At 43.8% G+C, this 16,310-nt stretch carries 14 protein-coding genes; 6 read left to right on the top strand and 8 right to left on the bottom strand.

Annotated elements, in window-relative coordinates; all coding sequences use genetic code 11:
* Positions 1-191: 191 nt before the first annotated feature.
* A complete protein-coding gene (locus TW85_RS02250) occupies positions 192-968 on the top strand; it encodes an ABC transporter substrate-binding protein (RefSeq protein ID WP_046015454.1) in 777 nt (258 codons plus the stop codon).
* A 56-nt stretch (positions 969-1,024) separates the two neighbouring features.
* On the opposite strand, the gene TW85_RS02245 is transcribed toward TW85_RS02250, so the two are convergent.
* The 4 genes from TW85_RS02245 to fabF all read right to left on the bottom strand — a co-directional run bounded on the left by TW85_RS02245 (position 1,025) and on the right by fabF (position 5,641).
* Positions 1,025-2,185, bottom strand: a complete 1,161-nt coding sequence (locus tag TW85_RS02245) for a GNAT family N-acetyltransferase (RefSeq protein WP_046015453.1) — start codon at positions 2,183-2,185, stop codon at positions 1,025-1,027.
* A gap of 66 nt (positions 2,186-2,251) precedes the next feature.
* Entirely contained in the window at positions 2,252-3,076 is an 825-nt protein-coding gene (gene aroE / locus TW85_RS02240) for a shikimate dehydrogenase (protein ID WP_046015452.1), read from the bottom strand.
* On the bottom strand, positions 3,076-4,023 hold the full coding sequence (gene hemF / locus TW85_RS02235; RefSeq protein ID WP_046015876.1) for an oxygen-dependent coproporphyrinogen oxidase: 948 nt from the start codon (positions 4,021-4,023) through the stop codon (positions 3,076-3,078). The genes aroE and hemF overlap by 1 nt, the downstream gene beginning before the upstream one ends.
* A 310-nt stretch (positions 4,024-4,333) precedes the next feature.
* Positions 4,334-5,641 (bottom strand): beta-ketoacyl-ACP synthase II, encoded by a 1,308-nt coding sequence (fabF, locus tag TW85_RS02230; RefSeq protein ID WP_046015451.1) that lies wholly within the window; start codon positions 5,639-5,641, stop codon positions 4,334-4,336.
* A 108-nt stretch (positions 5,642-5,749) separates the two neighbouring features.
* On the opposite strand from fabF, the gene TW85_RS02225 reads away from it, so the two are divergent.
* The gene (locus TW85_RS02225) at positions 5,750-6,406 is read left to right on the top strand and encodes a TetR/AcrR family transcriptional regulator (protein WP_046015450.1); all 657 of its coding nucleotides are present in this window, start codon (positions 5,750-5,752) and stop codon (positions 6,404-6,406) included.
* 17 nt (positions 6,407-6,423) lie between these two features.
* Here the strand turns inward: TW85_RS02225 and TW85_RS02220 are convergent, their stop codons facing one another.
* Positions 6,424-7,851 carry an L-serine ammonia-lyase, iron-sulfur-dependent, subunit alpha gene (locus TW85_RS02220; RefSeq protein WP_202904822.1) on the bottom strand — a complete coding sequence of 476 codons (1,428 nt, stop codon included), beginning with the start codon at positions 7,849-7,851 and terminating at the stop codon, positions 6,424-6,426.
* Positions 7,852-8,236: 385 nt separating this feature from the next.
* Here TW85_RS02220 and TW85_RS02215 point away from each other — a divergent pair, with 385 nt between their 5' ends.
* Positions 8,237-9,718, top strand: a complete 1,482-nt coding sequence (locus tag TW85_RS02215; RefSeq protein ID WP_157196874.1) for an NAD-dependent succinate-semialdehyde dehydrogenase — start codon at positions 8,237-8,239, stop codon at positions 9,716-9,718.
* Positions 9,719-9,810: 92 nt separating this feature from the next.
* A complete protein-coding gene (gabT, locus tag TW85_RS02210; protein ID WP_046015449.1) occupies positions 9,811-11,088 on the top strand; it encodes a 4-aminobutyrate--2-oxoglutarate transaminase in 1,278 nt (425 codons plus the stop codon).
* 116 nt (positions 11,089-11,204) lie between these two features.
* On the opposite strand, the gene TW85_RS02205 is transcribed toward gabT, so the two are convergent.
* A complete protein-coding gene (locus TW85_RS02205) occupies positions 11,205-12,122 on the bottom strand; it encodes a LysR family transcriptional regulator (RefSeq protein ID WP_046015448.1) in 918 nt (305 codons plus the stop codon).
* Positions 12,123-12,477: 355 nt separating this feature from the next.
* On the bottom strand, positions 12,478-13,035 hold the full coding sequence (locus TW85_RS02200) for a TetR/AcrR family transcriptional regulator (protein ID WP_046015447.1): 558 nt from the start codon (positions 13,033-13,035) through the stop codon (positions 12,478-12,480).
* A 186-nt stretch (positions 13,036-13,221) separates the two neighbouring features.
* Between TW85_RS02200 and lpdA the strand changes: the two genes are divergently transcribed.
* On the top strand, positions 13,222-14,661 hold the full coding sequence (gene lpdA / locus TW85_RS02195; RefSeq protein WP_046015446.1) for a dihydrolipoyl dehydrogenase: 1,440 nt from the start codon (positions 13,222-13,224) through the stop codon (positions 14,659-14,661).
* 178 nt (positions 14,662-14,839) lie between these two features.
* On the opposite strand, the gene cysQ is transcribed toward lpdA, so the two are convergent.
* On the bottom strand, positions 14,840-15,691 hold the full coding sequence (cysQ, locus tag TW85_RS02190) for a 3'(2'),5'-bisphosphate nucleotidase CysQ (protein ID WP_046015445.1): 852 nt from the start codon (positions 15,689-15,691) through the stop codon (positions 14,840-14,842).
* A 172-nt stretch (positions 15,692-15,863) separates the two neighbouring features.
* Here cysQ and hslR point away from each other — a divergent pair, with 172 nt between their 5' ends.
* Positions 15,864-16,280, top strand: coding sequence for a ribosome-associated heat shock protein Hsp15 (hslR, locus tag TW85_RS02185; protein ID WP_046015444.1), 417 nt, complete (start codon positions 15,864-15,866; stop codon positions 16,278-16,280).
* The last annotated feature ends 30 nt before the right edge of the window (positions 16,281-16,310 follow it).

Here is a 16,310-nt window from a genome sequence, read left to right as displayed (position 1 = left end):
GTGAGCACAAAGAGAAGATGCACTCTAGGATTTTTGCAAGGCAGGATAATACCAGTTCACATAAAGCTACGTATAGCAAAATTGATTGATAAAAGAACACAAGATTCTGCTGAGTTTTCACCGATTAATACAATTATGTTACTTTCTCCTGCTAACCTAAAACTTAGCTTTAATAAAAAAGAGGTAAAGCAATGTTTAGATTCTTATTTGCTACCTTTTGTCTGTTTATCAGTACTTTAGGTCAAGCCGACCAAAAACCCAGTGTGAAAATTACCTTAGGCGAATGGCCCCCTTTTATTACTGAAAGCCAGCAGCATAGAGGCTTTGTAACCCATCTGATTCATGATGTATTGAGTGAAGCCGGCTATGCGCCTGCTTTTGCCTTCTACCCTTGGACTCGCGCTTATAAAACAGCGGCCTTAGGCCGTGCTAATGCCGCCGCAGTTTGGATGCATAAAGCCGAACGCGAGCAAGATTTTTATTATAGTGAACCAGTACTAAATGAAGAGTTCGTCTTTTTCCATCTTAAGGCTTCGAATTTTGAATGGTCTGAAATAGCCGATCTAAGCCAATACAAGCTTGGTGGTATATTAAGCTCTAGTTATGGCAAAGAATTTGATGATGCCCTTAAGCAAGGCAAGATAAACATAGATTTAGCACCTAATAATCAGGTCGCTTTTCTCAAGCTATTAGCGGGTCGTATTGATGCTTTGCCTTTAGAAAAGAGTGTCGGTTTGGCGAGTATCAGAGAGCAGTTCACGCCGGAGCAGCAGGCTCTCATTACTTTCCACCCAAAAAGGCTTTTAGAAAATCACAGCTTTTTACTAGTCTCAAAAGCGTTAGAAAACAGCCCTCAAATCATAGAAGACTTTAATCAAATACTAATGAAATATCGTAAAGATGGTCGTTATCAAGCCTATTTTGATCGATTTGAAGCAGGGGAATATGATTTAGAGCCAAGCAACTAGTGATCAAGCAGAGATATAAACTTAGGCCAACTCCCTTTCAATTAGCCTTAACTTAGTTAGCAGTCCGCTTTTTTAAAGGGAAGTTGTTGCTCAATCTCTGCCTTGTACTGATCCACAGCCTTACCTTCTTCAACACAAAATTGCGCGATCGCATCACGAAAACCAGGGTGAGCAATATAGTGCAAGCTATGGCTATAAACTGGCTCAAATCCTCGAGCAATTTTATGTTCTCCTTGAGTACCCGGATCAAAGTGTTGCAAACCTTGCTCTAAACAAAACTCGATACCTTGATAATAACAAGCCTCAAAATGCAGGCAATCAAACTCTTCTACACAACCCCAATAACGGCCGTACAAGGAATGCTTATCAAAGAAGCACCAAGACGCCGCAATCCAATCATCACCTCTGGATGCCAGCACCAGAAGAATTTGATCTCCCATATGGCTGATCAAACTTTGAAAAAAGTCGCGAGTTAAATAACCCTGTTGGCCCCGTTTAGCATAGGTTGATTGGTAACAAATATAGAAGAAGTCTATCTCTTCTTTGCTGAGATCTTTGCCCAATTTACGTTCTAAACTTAAACCCTGATCCAATACCTTCTTACGCTCTTTTTTAGCCACTTTTCGCTTGCGACTAGAGAAGTAAGATAGGTAATCATCCATATCCTGATAATCACGATTAAACCAGTGAAACTGGCACGCGGTTCTATGTAATAGATATTCGCTTTTTAGCCCATCAAGACGCTCTTCTTGATTAAACAGAAGATGCCAACTTGAAAGCTTTTGCTCGCTTGTACGGTCAGTAAGTACTTGCGCTACTAGCAAGTGTAAATGATCTAATTGTTCGGATTGAGTCGTTGAATCCAGTCCAGAGAAAAGCCTAGGGCCAGTAACAGGAGAGAAGGGAACAGCCCAAATACGCTTAGGAAAATAGTCTAAACCATGCCTTTGGTACGCTTCCGCCCAGCTCCAATCAAAGACAAACTCTCCTTGAGAATGGGTCTTTAAGAAGGTAGGGGCGATAGCAACGGGCGTATCATCATCTTCCATTAACAAGAGGTATTCTGGATACCAACCAGAGGCTTCACCAAGACTTTGGCTAGACTCTAAAGCATGAAAAAAACCATATTGTGCAAAAGGGTAAGTGGTACTGCCTATGGCTTCTTGCCATCTTGCTTCACCAATTTGTTCCACTTGATTAAACCACTGGGCTTTCATTACTTACCTTTTCACCTCTTCTACCTAAGCTGCTAGCTATTGCCTTTATAGACTCAGCACAACCAATTACAGATCAGCATGCATCTTTTTAATTAAGCTTTGTGTTTCAGGGCGCTTGTTACGCCACAAGGTAAAAGCTTCTGCCGCTTGTTCCACCAGCATACCTAAACCATCACAACCTTTTGCACCTAGGTTTTGTGCCCAGTTTAAAAAGACCGTCGGCTCTTTCGCGTACATCATGTCATAACACCAAGTATCAGCTCCAATAACAGAGTCAGGTATTGGCGGTAAGTCACCAGACAAGCTCGCGGACGTACCATTAATGATCATGTCAAACTCGCCTTCCACCTCAGCAAAGCCCATAGCGGCACGCTTAGTATCTGGGAAGTCATCTGGGCCAAAAATATCCACCAAGGTTTGGGCTTTAGACACAGTACGGTTAGCAATCACTAATTCGCTAGGTTGCTGAGATAAAACAGGTTCTAAAATACCTCGTACAGCACCACCAGCCCCTAATACCAAGATGCGCTTAGCTTTCATCGTTTGGCTATTATTCACTGTGATATCTCTTACCATGCCAATACCATCGGTATTGTCACCATAAATCTCACCATTCTGGTTCTGTAATAGAGTATTTACCGCACCGGCTGTTTTCGCTCTGCTACTAAGTACATCACACAAGGCAAAGGCCCTTTCTTTAAAAGGCACAGTGACATTAAAGCCCTTGCCACCCTGCTCGAAGAAGTCTTTTATCTGAGCTTCAAAGCTCTCTAAGTCGCCAAGAAAACGCTCATAGGAAATATCTTGCTGAGTTAAACGGGCAAACTCTGCGTGAATATCAGGTGACTTACTGTGGGCAATTGGATTACCAACCACTAGATATTTGTCCATTAAACCTCTCCTTCAACCTTATCCACTACAGGGCGATTCAACCAATTGCGGCCCGTTAGGTAATAGTCCGTTAACTTCGCTTCTTCACTGCCTGCTTGAGCGTCATAACCATAGCTCCATTTCACCTCAGGCGGTAAAGACATCAGGATAGACTCGGTGCGCCCAGCACCACTTTGCAAACCAAAATGCGTGCCACGGTCAAATACCAAGTTAAATTCTACATAACGGCCGCGTCTGTGTAGTTGGAAGTCACGCTCACGTTCACCATAAGGGGTATCTAAGCGTTTTGCCAAAATAGGGTGGTAAGCCTTCATGAAGGAGTCACCAACAGAGCGCATTAAACCAAAGCTTTGCTCAAAGCCTAATTCAGAAAAATCATCGAAGAATAAACCACCAATGCCACGTGGCTCCCCCCTGTGTTTCAAATAGAAATACTCATCACACCAGTCTTTAAACTTGTCATAGTATTGGTCACCAAAAGGCTCACAGGCTTCTAATGCTGTTTGATGCCACTGGGTACAGTCTTCATCAAATCCATAATAAGGTGTTAGATCAAAGCCGCCACCAAACCACCAAACAGGATCCATGCCTTCTTTATGGACCACAAACAAACGTACATTAGCATGAGACGTCGGCGCGTAAGGGTTTTTAGGGTGAATTACCAGAGACACGCCCATGGCTTCAAAACTGCCACCTGCAAGCTCAGGTCTTGCGGCTGTTGCAGACGGAGGAAGTTGACTTCCCATTACATGGGAGAAATTCACCCCACCTTTTTCAATCACTTCACCATCGGCGATGACACGGGTACGACCACCGCCACCGTTTTCACGTTCCCAAGCATCTTCTTGAAAACGCGTTTGCGGCTCGAACATCTCTAACGAAGCACAAATACGGTCCTGTAAATCCATTAAAAAGGCTTTAACATCGGCGATCTCTTTGGCACCAATGGCGGTTTGCCTTGGGTGTTTCTCACTTGAAGGTGTGTTTGAAGCTGACAAGGTGAAGACTCCGGTTCTAATATCTAAAAACGTGCTTATAAAAGTGTCTTTAAAATAGCGAATTAAAGGTCTTAATAGAAATTGAGTAAGACCATAAAAATAATGGCAGCTAGTCTAACACTCAATGAAGAAGCAGGGTATTAGCACAGGAAGATGAAAAGCGAAGAGAGCAAGATAACAGACATTTATCATTTCAGGGTTTGCAAAAAGAACAAAGGCCTCAGTTGAGGCCTTTGTTTTTCACAGAGTTAGAATTCAGTTAGCTCTGATAGCGCTTCAGAATCAAAGCGGCATTCACACCACCAAAGCCAAAGCCGTTACAAAGCACATGCTCTACTTGCTTTTCTCTGGCTAGGTTAGGAACCAAGTCTAGGTCGGCCATAGTCGGGTCGACATTTTCAAGATTTAAGGTCGGAGGCAGCACACCTGAACGCAAGGCCATGGCGCTGAAGATAGACTCTATGCCGCCAGCGGCACCGAGTAAGTGGCCCGTTGCGGATTTAGTGGCTGAGATAGGCAAAGCCTGTACTCCGTCAGCAAATACCTCAGCATTGAAAACATGTCTTAAAGCGTTAATTTCCCCTCTATCTCCTACTGGGGTCGAGGTCGCATGGGCATTCACATAGCCAATATCATTTGGGCTTATCTGAGCCATCTTCATAGCGGCTTTCATGGCTCTGGCAGCCCCTTCACCGCTTTCTGGACCTGACGTTAAGTGATAAGCATCGGCACTGGTGCCATAACCAACAATCTCAGCTAGGGGCGTCGCGCCACGAGCTAGGGCATGCTCTAAGGTTTCGATAACGAGCAAACCCGCACCTTCTCCCATCACAAAACCTTCGCGGTTTTCATCAAAGGGGCGAGAGGCCCCTTGTGGGTTGTCATTATTGGTAGAGAGAGCTTTCAACGCCCCAAACCCTGCGTAAGATAAAGAGTCTATGCAGGCTTCCGCACCGCCAACTAGAGCGACTTTTGCTTCACCACTGCGAATCATACGCATGCCATCGCCAATAGCTTGTATCCCAGCGGCGCAAGCCGTAACAGGTGTACCTATGGGCCCTTTAAAGCCGTATTTAATAGACACGTTTCCCGCCGCTAAATTGGCTAAAAATGCAGGCACAGTAAAGGCGGATACTTTTCTAGCCCCTGATTTATCTAGTACTTCTTTGGCGTGAGTAATGGTTGGCAAGCCGCCTATGCCTGTGGCAATTATGGTGGCCGTTGCTTCTTGCTCTTCTAGATCCGTTGGTTGCCAGTTAGCCTGAGTTAAGGCTTCATCAGCAGCAGCGAGAGCAAACAGGGTAAAGGCATCTACACGGCGACGCTCTTTTGCCGACATATAGTCTGTTTCCACTAAGGCGTTGCTAAATTCTTCAGCCTTAGCATTTTTACCTTGGATTGGGACTTGCCCACCAATTCGTGTACTCACGCTATCATTTAATTTTAGGTTGTCATCAAGGGCACGAATACCTGACTCACTGGCGATCAGCTTCTGCCATACGCTGTCGACACCACAGCCTAGAGGTGAGACTAGTCCCATTCCAGTTATTACGATTCGATCAAGCATGGTCTTTCCTCATGGTTATTCATTCTATGGGGAAGATGCTAAAGTAAGCCTTTATATGATCAAGATAATATTTAGATTTTAAGTACTCAGCTTAAAGAGGAAAGCCAAATGCCTTATTCAGCCGACCATAAGCTGCAAAGCCGTGAACGTATTCGACGAGCAGCCGCTGATCTCTTCTGTCGCCAAGGATATGACAGTGTTTCCATTAGTCAGGTGATGAAGCATGCAAAGATGACCCATGGGGCCTTTTATGCGCATTTTAGTTCTAAGGGTGCACTTTATTCTGAGGCTATAAAAAGTGCGGCAGAACAGTCTCTCTTTACCCGTGAAAGTGGCGATTTAACCTTAGCCAAGATAGTAAATTTAATTCGACAATACTTAAGTTTAGAGCATGTAAATCAAGAGGTTCCACCTTGTCCATTAGCTTTTTTAAGTACTGATATCGCCCATAGAGACAAGCATGTTAAAGCCAGTTATGAAGCGGTATTTAATGGCATGATAAAAACACTCAGCAAAGCATTATTAGAACAAGTTTTAATGGTGGGTGAAGCGAATAATGAAAAATCAAATAACAAATACACTAATGATTCAGCAGAAAAACAGGGTATAGTAGCGGCAAGAGCACTAGCCCAGCAATTGATGGTCAATTTAGTCGGCACGGTTTCCATAGCCCGCAACATCACAGACCCTGATGCCCAAAAAGCCTTGTTAGATAATACGAAAACAGGGCTGATAAACCAGCTCACTGGAGGCCTAAAAGCCTAATTCATCATAATGGAGTATTAGTTTGGTGTTTTGCTAACCATTTGCTGAGCACAGGGTGTAGTGGCACAGCCGCCTTTTGCTGTACACCTGAGATCACTACTCATCTGTTTACCTATGGCTTGGGTTTTATCCACCAGCTCATCAAATGGAATCACTGCAGAAAAGCCACCCAAAATTGCGATGGAGGCAGACCAAGCGTGAGAAACACCCGCAATATTACGAGCATGACAGGGAATTTCGACCTCACCACCCACAGGGTCACACACTAAACCTAGGGTATTCATTAAGCACATAGCCGCGGCATCAAATGCCTGCTGAGCACTTCCTTGGTAATAATGTACTATGCCTGCTGCTGCCATAGCGGCAGAAGCACCTATTTCAACCGAGCAACCACCAGTTTCTGCTGCAAATGAACCTCTTGCAGCGAATAGCGCCCCTACAAGCGATATCACCATGAGCACTTGGACTAGCTCATCCTGACTGGCACCTTCTTGCTTTAGAGCGTAAAGGCATCCGGGGACAATACCTGCACTGCCCGCCGTTGGGGCCGCGCAAACCACACCTCGACTGCTGCTAACTTCCATCACAGCAAGGGCACCTGCTATGGCGTTTTTCATAAAACCAGATTGCATCGCCGAAGGTAGTTCTGCTTGAGCAAAAGACTGGGCAGAGGCGGGTAAAAAACGCATGCTTTTTGTTTGCTTGTTTAATCCTTCATCCACCGAAGACAGCATGATATCTAGCCTTTGGATAAAGTAGTTTCTTACCTGAGAATGACTCTGCTGCAAACGCCTGGCTTCATAGGATAAGGCAAGATCTGCAAGGTGGGCCTCGTCTTTCACGTCATGCAATATCTTATCTAGAGAGGAATAAAGCACTTCTTCATTGATACTGGCATATTGTCTTGGCTGAGTTTGGCGGACTCTATCCACGAAGGGTGAAGACTGAATTTTGTCAAACACAGGGGGCGGGAGAGCACTTTCAAGATCAATCTGTACTAGGTTTTCTTCATGATAGATATCTATTGCTTTCGCTTTATTAGCCAAACTAGCTAATAGCTCAGCGTCCTCTAAGCCATGATGCTCAATCAAAATACTGACACATTTTCCCTTTAATCTAAGCCTGTGTTGATTCAGTTTATCAACACTAAACACACCGCCACCGGTTGATACTGCCGCATAGGTATCACACCTTATATTTCCTTTTGCGTCCGCAATTTCTATTTTTAAATCAACGCGGTTTGGATGCTCATTCAATTCAAGTGTTTGTAAGGATATTTCAAAACGAGGTAAGCCAGTGGTTTCTAACTGTTTTAATACCTCAGCATATTCAGGCGACATTAAAGCTAAGCCACAAAGGCCTGCCGCAAAGCCTTGGTCACTGCCTTGGTTTTGATATACCTGAGCAAATGAGCCAGCAGGGTCAAAGTAAATATTTACCCCCATAAGCTGCTCATCAGGTCCTAGAGATAACTCACGTATGGTGCGATATAAGGCGCAGCAGAGTGGGAGCTTGAAGGCCCTCTCATTACAGGACCAATGGCAGTATTTAACAGGCTAATATCTTGGTCCATGCGCTTTCCCCGTAAGTTTGGTTAATGTTTCATCCTGTCATAAAGCAAGGAAGCGCGGCAACTAAACCTAGTGTGTGCTTATGAAAGTTTGAAGTTCATCAAACATTAAAGCGATTTAACAGCATCTTCTTTCGCTTTAGCTTTGACTAGTATCGAAGACACGTCATTATCAATGTACCTAAACCCTATGATCGAATTTAGAAACATAAATTCTGACCCATAGACATTGAGATAAGAATTTAAGTCTGGAGTAGACGATGCAAACTTCACAAACAGCAATTAATTTAGCGAACCAAAGCCTTTTCAAACAAGAGTCTTATGTTAACGGCCAATGGGTAAGTGCCCAGTCAGGCAAAAGCTTTGCCGTTACCAATCCAGCCAATGGCGCCTTTTTAACAGAAGTTGCTGACCTTGGCGCTAGCGATACACAGGACGCAGTGACTGCAGCAGAAGCCGCACTTAAACCTTGGCAAGCACAAACTGCAAAAGAGCGTGCAACACTCCTACGTCGCTGGAATCAGCTTATCTTGGATAACCAAGAAGATTTAGCTCTCTTGATGACACTAGAACAGGGTAAGCCTTTAGCCGAAGCAAAAGGCGAAGTCGCTTATGGCGCCTCCTTTATTGATTGGTTTGCTGACGAAGCGCGTCGCATTTACGGCGATACTATCCCGACTTTTGCCAAAGACAAACGCATCATGACGATCAGGCAAGCTGTGGGGGTTGTTGCAGCTGTGACCCCTTGGAACTTCCCGATCGCCATGATTACTCGCAAGGTAGGCCCAGCGCTTGCTGCAGGTTGTACCATAGTGATCAAACCTTCTGACGAAACGCCTTTATGCGCACTCGCTTTAGCAGAGCTTGCCCATCAAGCAGGTATTCCAGCAGGGGTTATCAATGTGGTTGTGGGTAAAAATGCGGCTGACATTGGCGGCATACTGACTAGCCACCCAAGTATTCGCAAGCTAAGTTTCACCGGTTCAACCCCTGTCGGTAAGTTACTACTTAGCCAATGTGCTCAAACCGTAAAACGTACCTCAATGGAATTGGGTGGTAACGCACCTTTTATCGTATTTGATGATGCAGATATCGATGCGGCGGTTGAGGGTGCTATTGCCTCTAAATACCGTAATGCAGGCCAAACCTGTGTTTGCGCCAATCGCATGCTGATCCAAGAAGGTATTTATGACGAGTTTGCAGCCAAGCTTGCTGCCAAAGTCGCTGAGATGAAAGTGGGTGATGGCCAAGAAGCTGGCGTTGCTATTGGGCCGCTTATTAACCAAGCAGCGGTTAACAAGGTAGAAGAGTTGGTAAATGGTGCTGTGGTACAAGGGGCGAAGGTTCTAACGGGTGGCGATAAAGCCAGCCAAGCAGGTAGCCAATTTTATCAAGCGACCGTACTCACTGATGTAACTGAAGATATGGATATTTTCCATAACGAGATCTTTGGGCCAGTCGCACCTCTGTTCCGTTTTAAAACCGAAGAAGAAGCCGTTGCCATGGCAAACAATACCCCATTTGGTCTTGCTTCTTATTTCTATTCCCAAAATTTGAGCCGCATCTGGCGTGTATCCGAAGCCCTTGAATACGGCATGGTGGGCATCAATGAAGGCATCATTTCCAGTGAAGTCGCGCCATTTGGCGGCGTTAAAGAATCTGGCAGTGGTCGTGAAGGCTCTAAATACGGCATAGAAGAGTATGTTGAAACCAAATACCTATGCATGGGTGGTTTAAGTTAAAGCCAAGCTTTCACTTAATACTGTCCCGGAAATCACTAAGGCAAACAGCTAATGACAGCTCGCTGAATAAGGCGAGTAGACCGGAGATGACAATGAAAAACGCTAACTTACAAGTAAGAAAAGAAAACGCCATGGCTCGCGGACAAGGCAATATGGCACCAGTTTATGTGGACAGAGCACAAAATGCCGAAGTCTGGGACGTAGAAGGTAAACGCTATATTGATTTTGGTGCAGGTATCGCTGTGGTAAACACAGGCCATAATCACCCCAAGGTAAAAGCGGCTGTGATGGCTCAGGTGGAACGCTTTACTCATACTTGTGTCATGGTTAGCCCCTATGAATCTGCGGTTGAGCTGTCAGAAAAGCTAAATGCAGCGGCGCCTGGCCCAACACCTAAGAAAAGTATTTTGGTCACCACTGGCGCGGAAGCGGTAGAGAACTGTGTCAAAATCGCTCGTGCTTATACTGGCCGCCCTGGTGTCATCGCCTTTAATGGTGGTTTTCACGGTCGTACTAATATGACCATGGGATTAACCGGTAAAGTAGCGCCTTACAAGGTTGGCTTTGGTCCTTTCCCATCTGACATCTTCCATGTGCCTTATCCAAATGAATATCATGGGGTTAGCATTGAGCAGTCACTAAATGACCTTAAGATGCGCTTTACCTGTGACATTGAAGCTTCTCGTGTGGCTGCGATCATTATCGAACCAGTACAAGGGGAAGGGGGCTTTTATCAAGCGCCAGCCGAGTTCTTACAAGCGCTGCGTGCTATTTGTGATGAGCATGGCATTCTCTTAATTATGGATGAGATCCAAACTGGCTTTGCCCGAACAGGTAGCATGTTTGCCCATGAAACATCTGGAGTAGAAGCTGACTTGATGACAGCAGCGAAAGGTATTGCTGGTGGTTTTCCAATTGCCGCGGTTGTCGGTAAAGCTGACATTATGGATGCGCCCATTCCTGGAGGCCTAGGCGGCACCTATGGTGGTTCACCTGTGGGTTGCGCAGCGGCCTTGGCTGTCTTTGATGTGATCGAAGAAGAGAAGTTATGTGAGCGTGCGACTCAAATTGGTGAGCACATGGTGACACATCTTCATGACATTAAAGAAATGCATACAGATCTCGTTGGCAATATTCGTAACTCAGGTGCCATGATAGCGTTGGAGCTCGTGAAGGATGGGGATGTAAATCAGCCTAACCCTGAACTCACTAAGGCGTTAGTATCAAAAGCTTCTGAGAAAGGTTTGATCCTTTTATCATGCGGTATCCGTGGTAACGTGATTCGTTTCTTGCCGGCATTAACAGCAGAATTCGATATCCTTGATGAAGGTATGGCGATGCTTAAAGCTTGCTTTGCTGAATTAACCTAAGCCATTGAGTCAGTCCAGCATTCAAAAAAGAGCCTTATGGCTCTTTTTTTGTGCTTTCTAGGTTGCTTAAGTAAAGCAGCGAAAAAGTAATCCTTACCTAAAGAATACTAATCTCATTAGGCAAACTTCTTACTAATGATATCAATGAAAAGCTCACGGGCCTTATTGGGTTGGGCCGTTTTACGGCTAATCACAGCCACGCCTAAGTCATAGTTTATTTGTTCTGCTAATACCGCCACCAGTTCCCCTTTATCAATATACTCTTGCGCATAAAAGTCAGGTAAGAAGCCAATATATTGCCCTGAGAGAATTAAGGCTAAACGTGTATCGTAGAAATAAGACACAGCAGAAAGGTTCATCTCATTAATCTGCGCACTGATACCTTCATGGGGTTTCACCCCTGCATGAGTAGTAGGGAATTGATTCACCTCTTGCTTTTGCTCTGCTTCAGACATGCTTACTAAAGGGTGAGATGCATGACAGTAGAGGTAACAAGTATCTTGATACAGAGGGATGTAATTCAATCCATCTAATTGCCTATGGTAAGGAATGAAACCGATATCGGCCTCATCGTTTAGCACCATACGTTCAATGTCTGCCATAGGCGCCACATTGGTATGCAGCATGACTTCACTGGCTTGGGCACCAAAAGCACGAATCAAATCAGGAAACTGGCTACGCTCATCAAGACTCACTGTATCTGATAAAGCAACTCTCAGTTTACCTGTCAGGCTGGCGTTAAGATTATTGACCGTGGTTCGAAAGCCCTCCAATGAGTCAAGTAGCTCATTGGTCATCTGGTAAATGATTTGCCCTTCTTGTGTTAATGAAAAGCCAGCACGGCCACGCTTACACAGACTTAGGTTTAAACGTGATTCAAGGTTTGAGATATGAAGACTAATGGTAGAGCGACCTATGTTTAACGCCGTTTCTGCGGCTGAGAATCCACCACAATCGACAACCGTCTTAAACACCTTTAGTTGTTTAATTTCATAATCGCCAATCTGTCCAAGTGAATAATTCTTAGTGCTCATAATGCCTCTGAAGTAACTGCTCTTTTCTGCAAAAAGGTTAGCCTTAGCTGTACCTAAAATACCATGCTTTTGCTTTATCTATTGAATTAAATCATGACTCTTTTTTCTGAGCATCTTGTCTTCTAGTGTGCTTGATCAAGTAAGTAGGGGGGGAATGAGGGATTGTTTTGTGCTGCCTTAACTTTAGGTTGGTTTTCTTGAATTTAAGCCGGCCGTTATCTCACCTAGTATGTCTTTAGCCAAATATTGGAAGCTTAAGTCAGGCACCACCCAACCTGATTTAACTATCCCTATAGCTTCCGGTTTCTGCCCCTTACTCATCAAGTGAAGGGGCTTTTTTTTTGCTTTAAACCTTTTACTGTCTTAAATAACCAACCGCATCTTCGTATTTTTCCACATCACCTGTGGCCTGCACTAAGATTGAAGCCCCATGAAGGCTAGCTAACATTTGGCAAGCTTTGATTTGTGCCTGCTTTTCATCCATACCGGTTTCTAACATGAAGACAGAACCTAGCCAGTTAAGCTTGATGCGATAAAAGTCTGCAAGCTCTTCACGGACTTCATCAGGTAATTGGCGCACATCTGTGGTGAGCATGGTGCAAATACTCATATTATGGTTATCTACGATTTTTGTTTTAAAACCATCAATAAACCCATTAAGCAATTGATTAGCACTAGCATGACTTGTTTCCACACAAGGAAGCTCACTTGCGAAGTTATCTTTGTAGCGTCTCAATACACTTACCGTAAGGTCTCCCTTGGTTGGAAAGTGATAGTGAACACTTGCACTCTTAATGCCAATCTGAGCAGCTAGTTCACGAAAACTAAAAGCGTTAAAGCCTCCCTCAATAATGGCATTTTCTGCCAAATCCATGATTAGACTTTTAGTGTCTTTTTTCTCTGTTTTGCTCATAAAAGTTTCATACTCGTGTGCTTATTATTTTATTAGAGGAGAGCGCTAACTATTCTCTTGGAATTTTTATCTACCTACTGATAGATATTTTATTGACTCCATCTGAGTATACAAGTTATATTTCATCTATCTACTGATAGGTAAGCTTATCAAAAAACATAATTTTAGCAATTTAAAGGCGGTGTTATGACAAGTTTTAACCCAGATACTAACTATGATGTTTTGGTTTTAGGGGGAGGCCCTGGTGGTTATAACGCCGCTTTTAGGGCTGCTGATTTAGGGCTTAATGTTGTATTAGTCGAGAAGTATGCGGCTCTTGGTGGGGTGTGTTTGAACGTAGGCTGTGTCCCTTCTAAAGCATTGTTGCATGTAGCAGGTCAAATACGCAGTACACAAGAGCCTAGTGTTTCTGGTGTAGAGCTAGGGGAAGCCAAGGTAAACCTTGATCAGGTAAGAGAGTTTAAAACCAATACGGTCAACAAGTTCACGTCTAACCTTGGCCTTATGGCTAAGCAACGTAAGATCACAGTACTGCAAGGTGAAGGGCAATTAACCAGTGCTAATACTTTGTTATTAAATGGCACTGATGGTCAATTAACTGTGACATTCCAACAGGCTATTTTAGCAACAGGTTCAAAGAATATTCGTTTACCTTTTATCCCTTATGAAGATAAACGCATTTTAAACTCAACGACTGCATTGAACCTTGCAGAAATACCTGAGCGCTTACTTATCTTAGGTGGCGGTATTATCGGTATGGAAATGGCTACGGTTTACCAAGCATTAGGTAGTCAAGTCAGTGTAGCGGAGATGTCTAGCCAAATTATGGCTGGTGCCGACAAGGATCTAGTGAAGGTGTTTGAGCAAGCGAATAAAGGTCGTTTTAATATTCTAACCAATACTCAGGTAACCAAGATAGAAAGCCAACCTGAACACTTGGTTGTTGATTATAAAAATGCCAAAGGCGAACTTGAAACCCACAATTTTGATGCCGTTTTAGTTGCTGTTGGGCGTAGTCCAAATGGTAAATTAGCAGGTATTCCAGAAATCGGTGTCGAAATTGATGCTAGAGGTTTTATCTTAATTGATGATCAATGCCGTACCAACCTGCCTAATATCTTTGCAATTGGCGATGTTACTTATGGCCCAATGCTGGCACATAAAGCGAGTCATCAAGCCCATATTGCAGCTGAGGTCATTGCAGGTAAGGCGAGTTATTTCCAAGCTAAAGCAATTCCTGGCATAGCTTACACTTATCCAGAAGTGGCTTGGGTAGGCATGACTGAGATACAAGCCAAAGCTGAAGGCTTAGATTTTAAAGTGGCGAGTTTTCCTTGGAAGGCAAGTGCCAGAGCCATAGCGGCAGAAATAAAGCATGGTAAAACCAAGTTAATCTATGATGCTGACACTCAGAAGATTTTGGGTGCAGGCATAGTTGGAGAGCATGCGGGAGAGTTACTAGGGGAGTTAACCTTAGCCATTGAGTATGGTGCTGAACTAGAAGATATTGCTTTAACGATTCACGCTCACCCAAGTCTGCATGAGTCTGTTGGCTTAGCGGCAGAGCTTGGTACAGGTAGTATTACAGATTTCCCTAACCCTGCTGCGGCGCTGTTTGCACACTAAAGGGTAAAAGAAAAGAATCTTACAAGAGTAGTTTTGAATATGAGTAAGTGACTATATAAGTAAATAGTCACTTACTTTTTATGCTTGAAGCACACGTATTTGATATTTGTTCGCTCTATTTTAAAGCAAGGTTTAAGGCCGTTATTTTGACGGCTTTAAACTTAGTTTTAAAGGGAAGCTAATCTTCGGATAAGTTTTGTTCTAAATACCAATTCAAAATCACTGGCATAAGTTCAGACCCTGTCACTAAAAAATGACCATTCAGTAAAGATTCTCTGGCGTTATACCTAAAAGGTTCACCGTTAAAGCTCATGAGAACGCCCCCAGCGGCTTCAACCACAGCTTGAGATGCTGCCGTATCCCATTCACAAGTTGGCCCTCTACGCAGGTGTAGATCGGCTTCTCCTTCGGCGATGCGACAGGCTTTAATCGAACTGCCTTTGGCAATTTCTTCGATATGGTCAAACTCTTCTAATAGGATTTCCCTTAATGAGTCTGGCAGGTTAGGGCCATGACTGCGACTTGTCATCGCAATAAGCGGTGTTTTAGGAACACGGATTTGCAACACTTGGGTATCATCTTCAGTCCATTTAACGGCCATTTTTTCCATGTCTTGCCAGTCACCTGTGACACCGAAATAACCTTCTTGAGTGACGGGTAAGTAAACCATCCCCAAGATGCTTTTATGATTTTCGACCAAGGCAATATTAATGCTGAATTCGCCATTACGCTTAATAAACTCCTTGGTGCCATCTAGCGGATCAACCACCCATAATAAAGGCCAGTCTTTACGTTCTTGATAGGGGATGACATTCTCTTCTGATAACACAGGAATGTTAGGTGTCAGCTTATTTAATCCAGCCACAATAATATTGTGTGCGGCTAAGTCTGCAGCCGTCACTGGACTATCATCTGCCTTTTGAACTATGCCAAAATCTGAGCGTTGATAAATTTCCATAATGGCATCCGCTGCATCATGTATAATTTCTTGTAACGCTAGATAAAACGGGTGGCTAATTACATCCTGCATAAAGGCCTCAAAGTATCTCTCACATCAAAAGTGTTTGGCTAAACCTTGTTTAAACATTAACAGCTTAAACATTAACGCTGAGGGTAAATTAGATTATGTGGTCAATGTTAGAAATCTAACAGTAAAGCTAAGCTAACTGTTATCAACCTAATTTAAAGTGAATAATCATTGTATGAGTAAACCAGAAAAACAACCAAAATCACAAGCAGTTCGACTAGATAAATGGCTTTGGGCCGCACGTTTTTACAAAACACGCTCTATTTGTAAAGATGCAATTGACGGTGGCAAGGTTTCTTACAATGGCAGTAAAGGTAAAGCGAGTCGCAATGTCGAAGTTGGGGCGACGATCACTTTAAGATTAGGTTGGGATGAAAAGACCCTCATCATCAAAGCTATCAGTGAACAGCGCCGAGGCGCACCTGAAGCAAGGCTCTTATACGAAGAAACGGAAGAATCGATAGAGAAGCGTGAACGTCGTGCCTTAGAACATAAATCACTAGGGGGTCGTATCATGGCAGATCATAAACCCAACAAGAAAGAGCGTCGCGATATTAAGCAGCTCAAAAATGACATCTTTGGCGGTCACTAACTTTTTAACTTGTTAGTAAACCTCAGCCGC

It is taken from the genome of Marinomonas sp. S3726, assembly GCF_000967665.1.
Classification (GTDB): Bacteria; Pseudomonadota; Gammaproteobacteria; order Pseudomonadales; family Marinomonadaceae; genus Marinomonas.
The sequence above is the reverse complement of the archived record's forward strand: the minus strand, read 5'-3'. Positions and strand labels throughout refer to the sequence as shown.

Bases quoted from the DNA above. Each gene is read 5' to 3' on its own strand.
- aroE (WP_046015452.1), bottom strand. From the start codon at position 3,076: ATGGACAAATATCTAGTGGTTGGTAATCCAATTGCCCACAGTAAGTCA.
- TW85_RS02225 (WP_046015450.1), top strand. From the start codon at position 5,750: ATGCCTTATTCAGCCGACCATAAGCTGCAAAGCCGTGAACGTATTCGA.
- fabF (WP_046015451.1), bottom strand. From the start codon at position 5,641: ATGCTTGATCGAATCGTAATAACTGGAATGGGACTAGTCTCACCTCTA.
- hslR (WP_046015444.1), top strand. From the start codon at position 15,864: ATGAGTAAACCAGAAAAACAACCAAAATCACAAGCAGTTCGACTAGAT.
- cysQ (WP_046015445.1), bottom strand. From the start codon at position 15,691: ATGCAGGATGTAATTAGCCACCCGTTTTATCTAGCGTTACAAGAAATT.
- TW85_RS02245 (WP_046015453.1), bottom strand. From the start codon at position 2,185: ATGAAAGCCCAGTGGTTTAATCAAGTGGAACAAATTGGTGAAGCAAGA.
- gabT (WP_046015449.1), top strand. From the start codon at position 9,811: ATGAAAAACGCTAACTTACAAGTAAGAAAAGAAAACGCCATGGCTCGC.
- TW85_RS02200 (WP_046015447.1), bottom strand. From the start codon at position 13,035: ATGAGCAAAACAGAGAAAAAAGACACTAAAAGTCTAATCATGGATTTG.
- TW85_RS02205 (WP_046015448.1), bottom strand. From the start codon at position 12,122: ATGAGCACTAAGAATTATTCACTTGGACAGATTGGCGATTATGAAATT.
- TW85_RS02250 (WP_046015454.1), top strand. From the start codon at position 192: ATGTTTAGATTCTTATTTGCTACCTTTTGTCTGTTTATCAGTACTTTA.
- lpdA (WP_046015446.1), top strand. From the start codon at position 13,222: ATGACAAGTTTTAACCCAGATACTAACTATGATGTTTTGGTTTTAGGG.
- TW85_RS02220 (WP_202904822.1), bottom strand. From the start codon at position 7,851: ATGGGGGTAAATATTTACTTTGACCCTGCTGGCTCATTTGCTCAGGTA.
- TW85_RS02215 (WP_157196874.1), top strand. From the start codon at position 8,237: ATGCAAACTTCACAAACAGCAATTAATTTAGCGAACCAAAGCCTTTTC.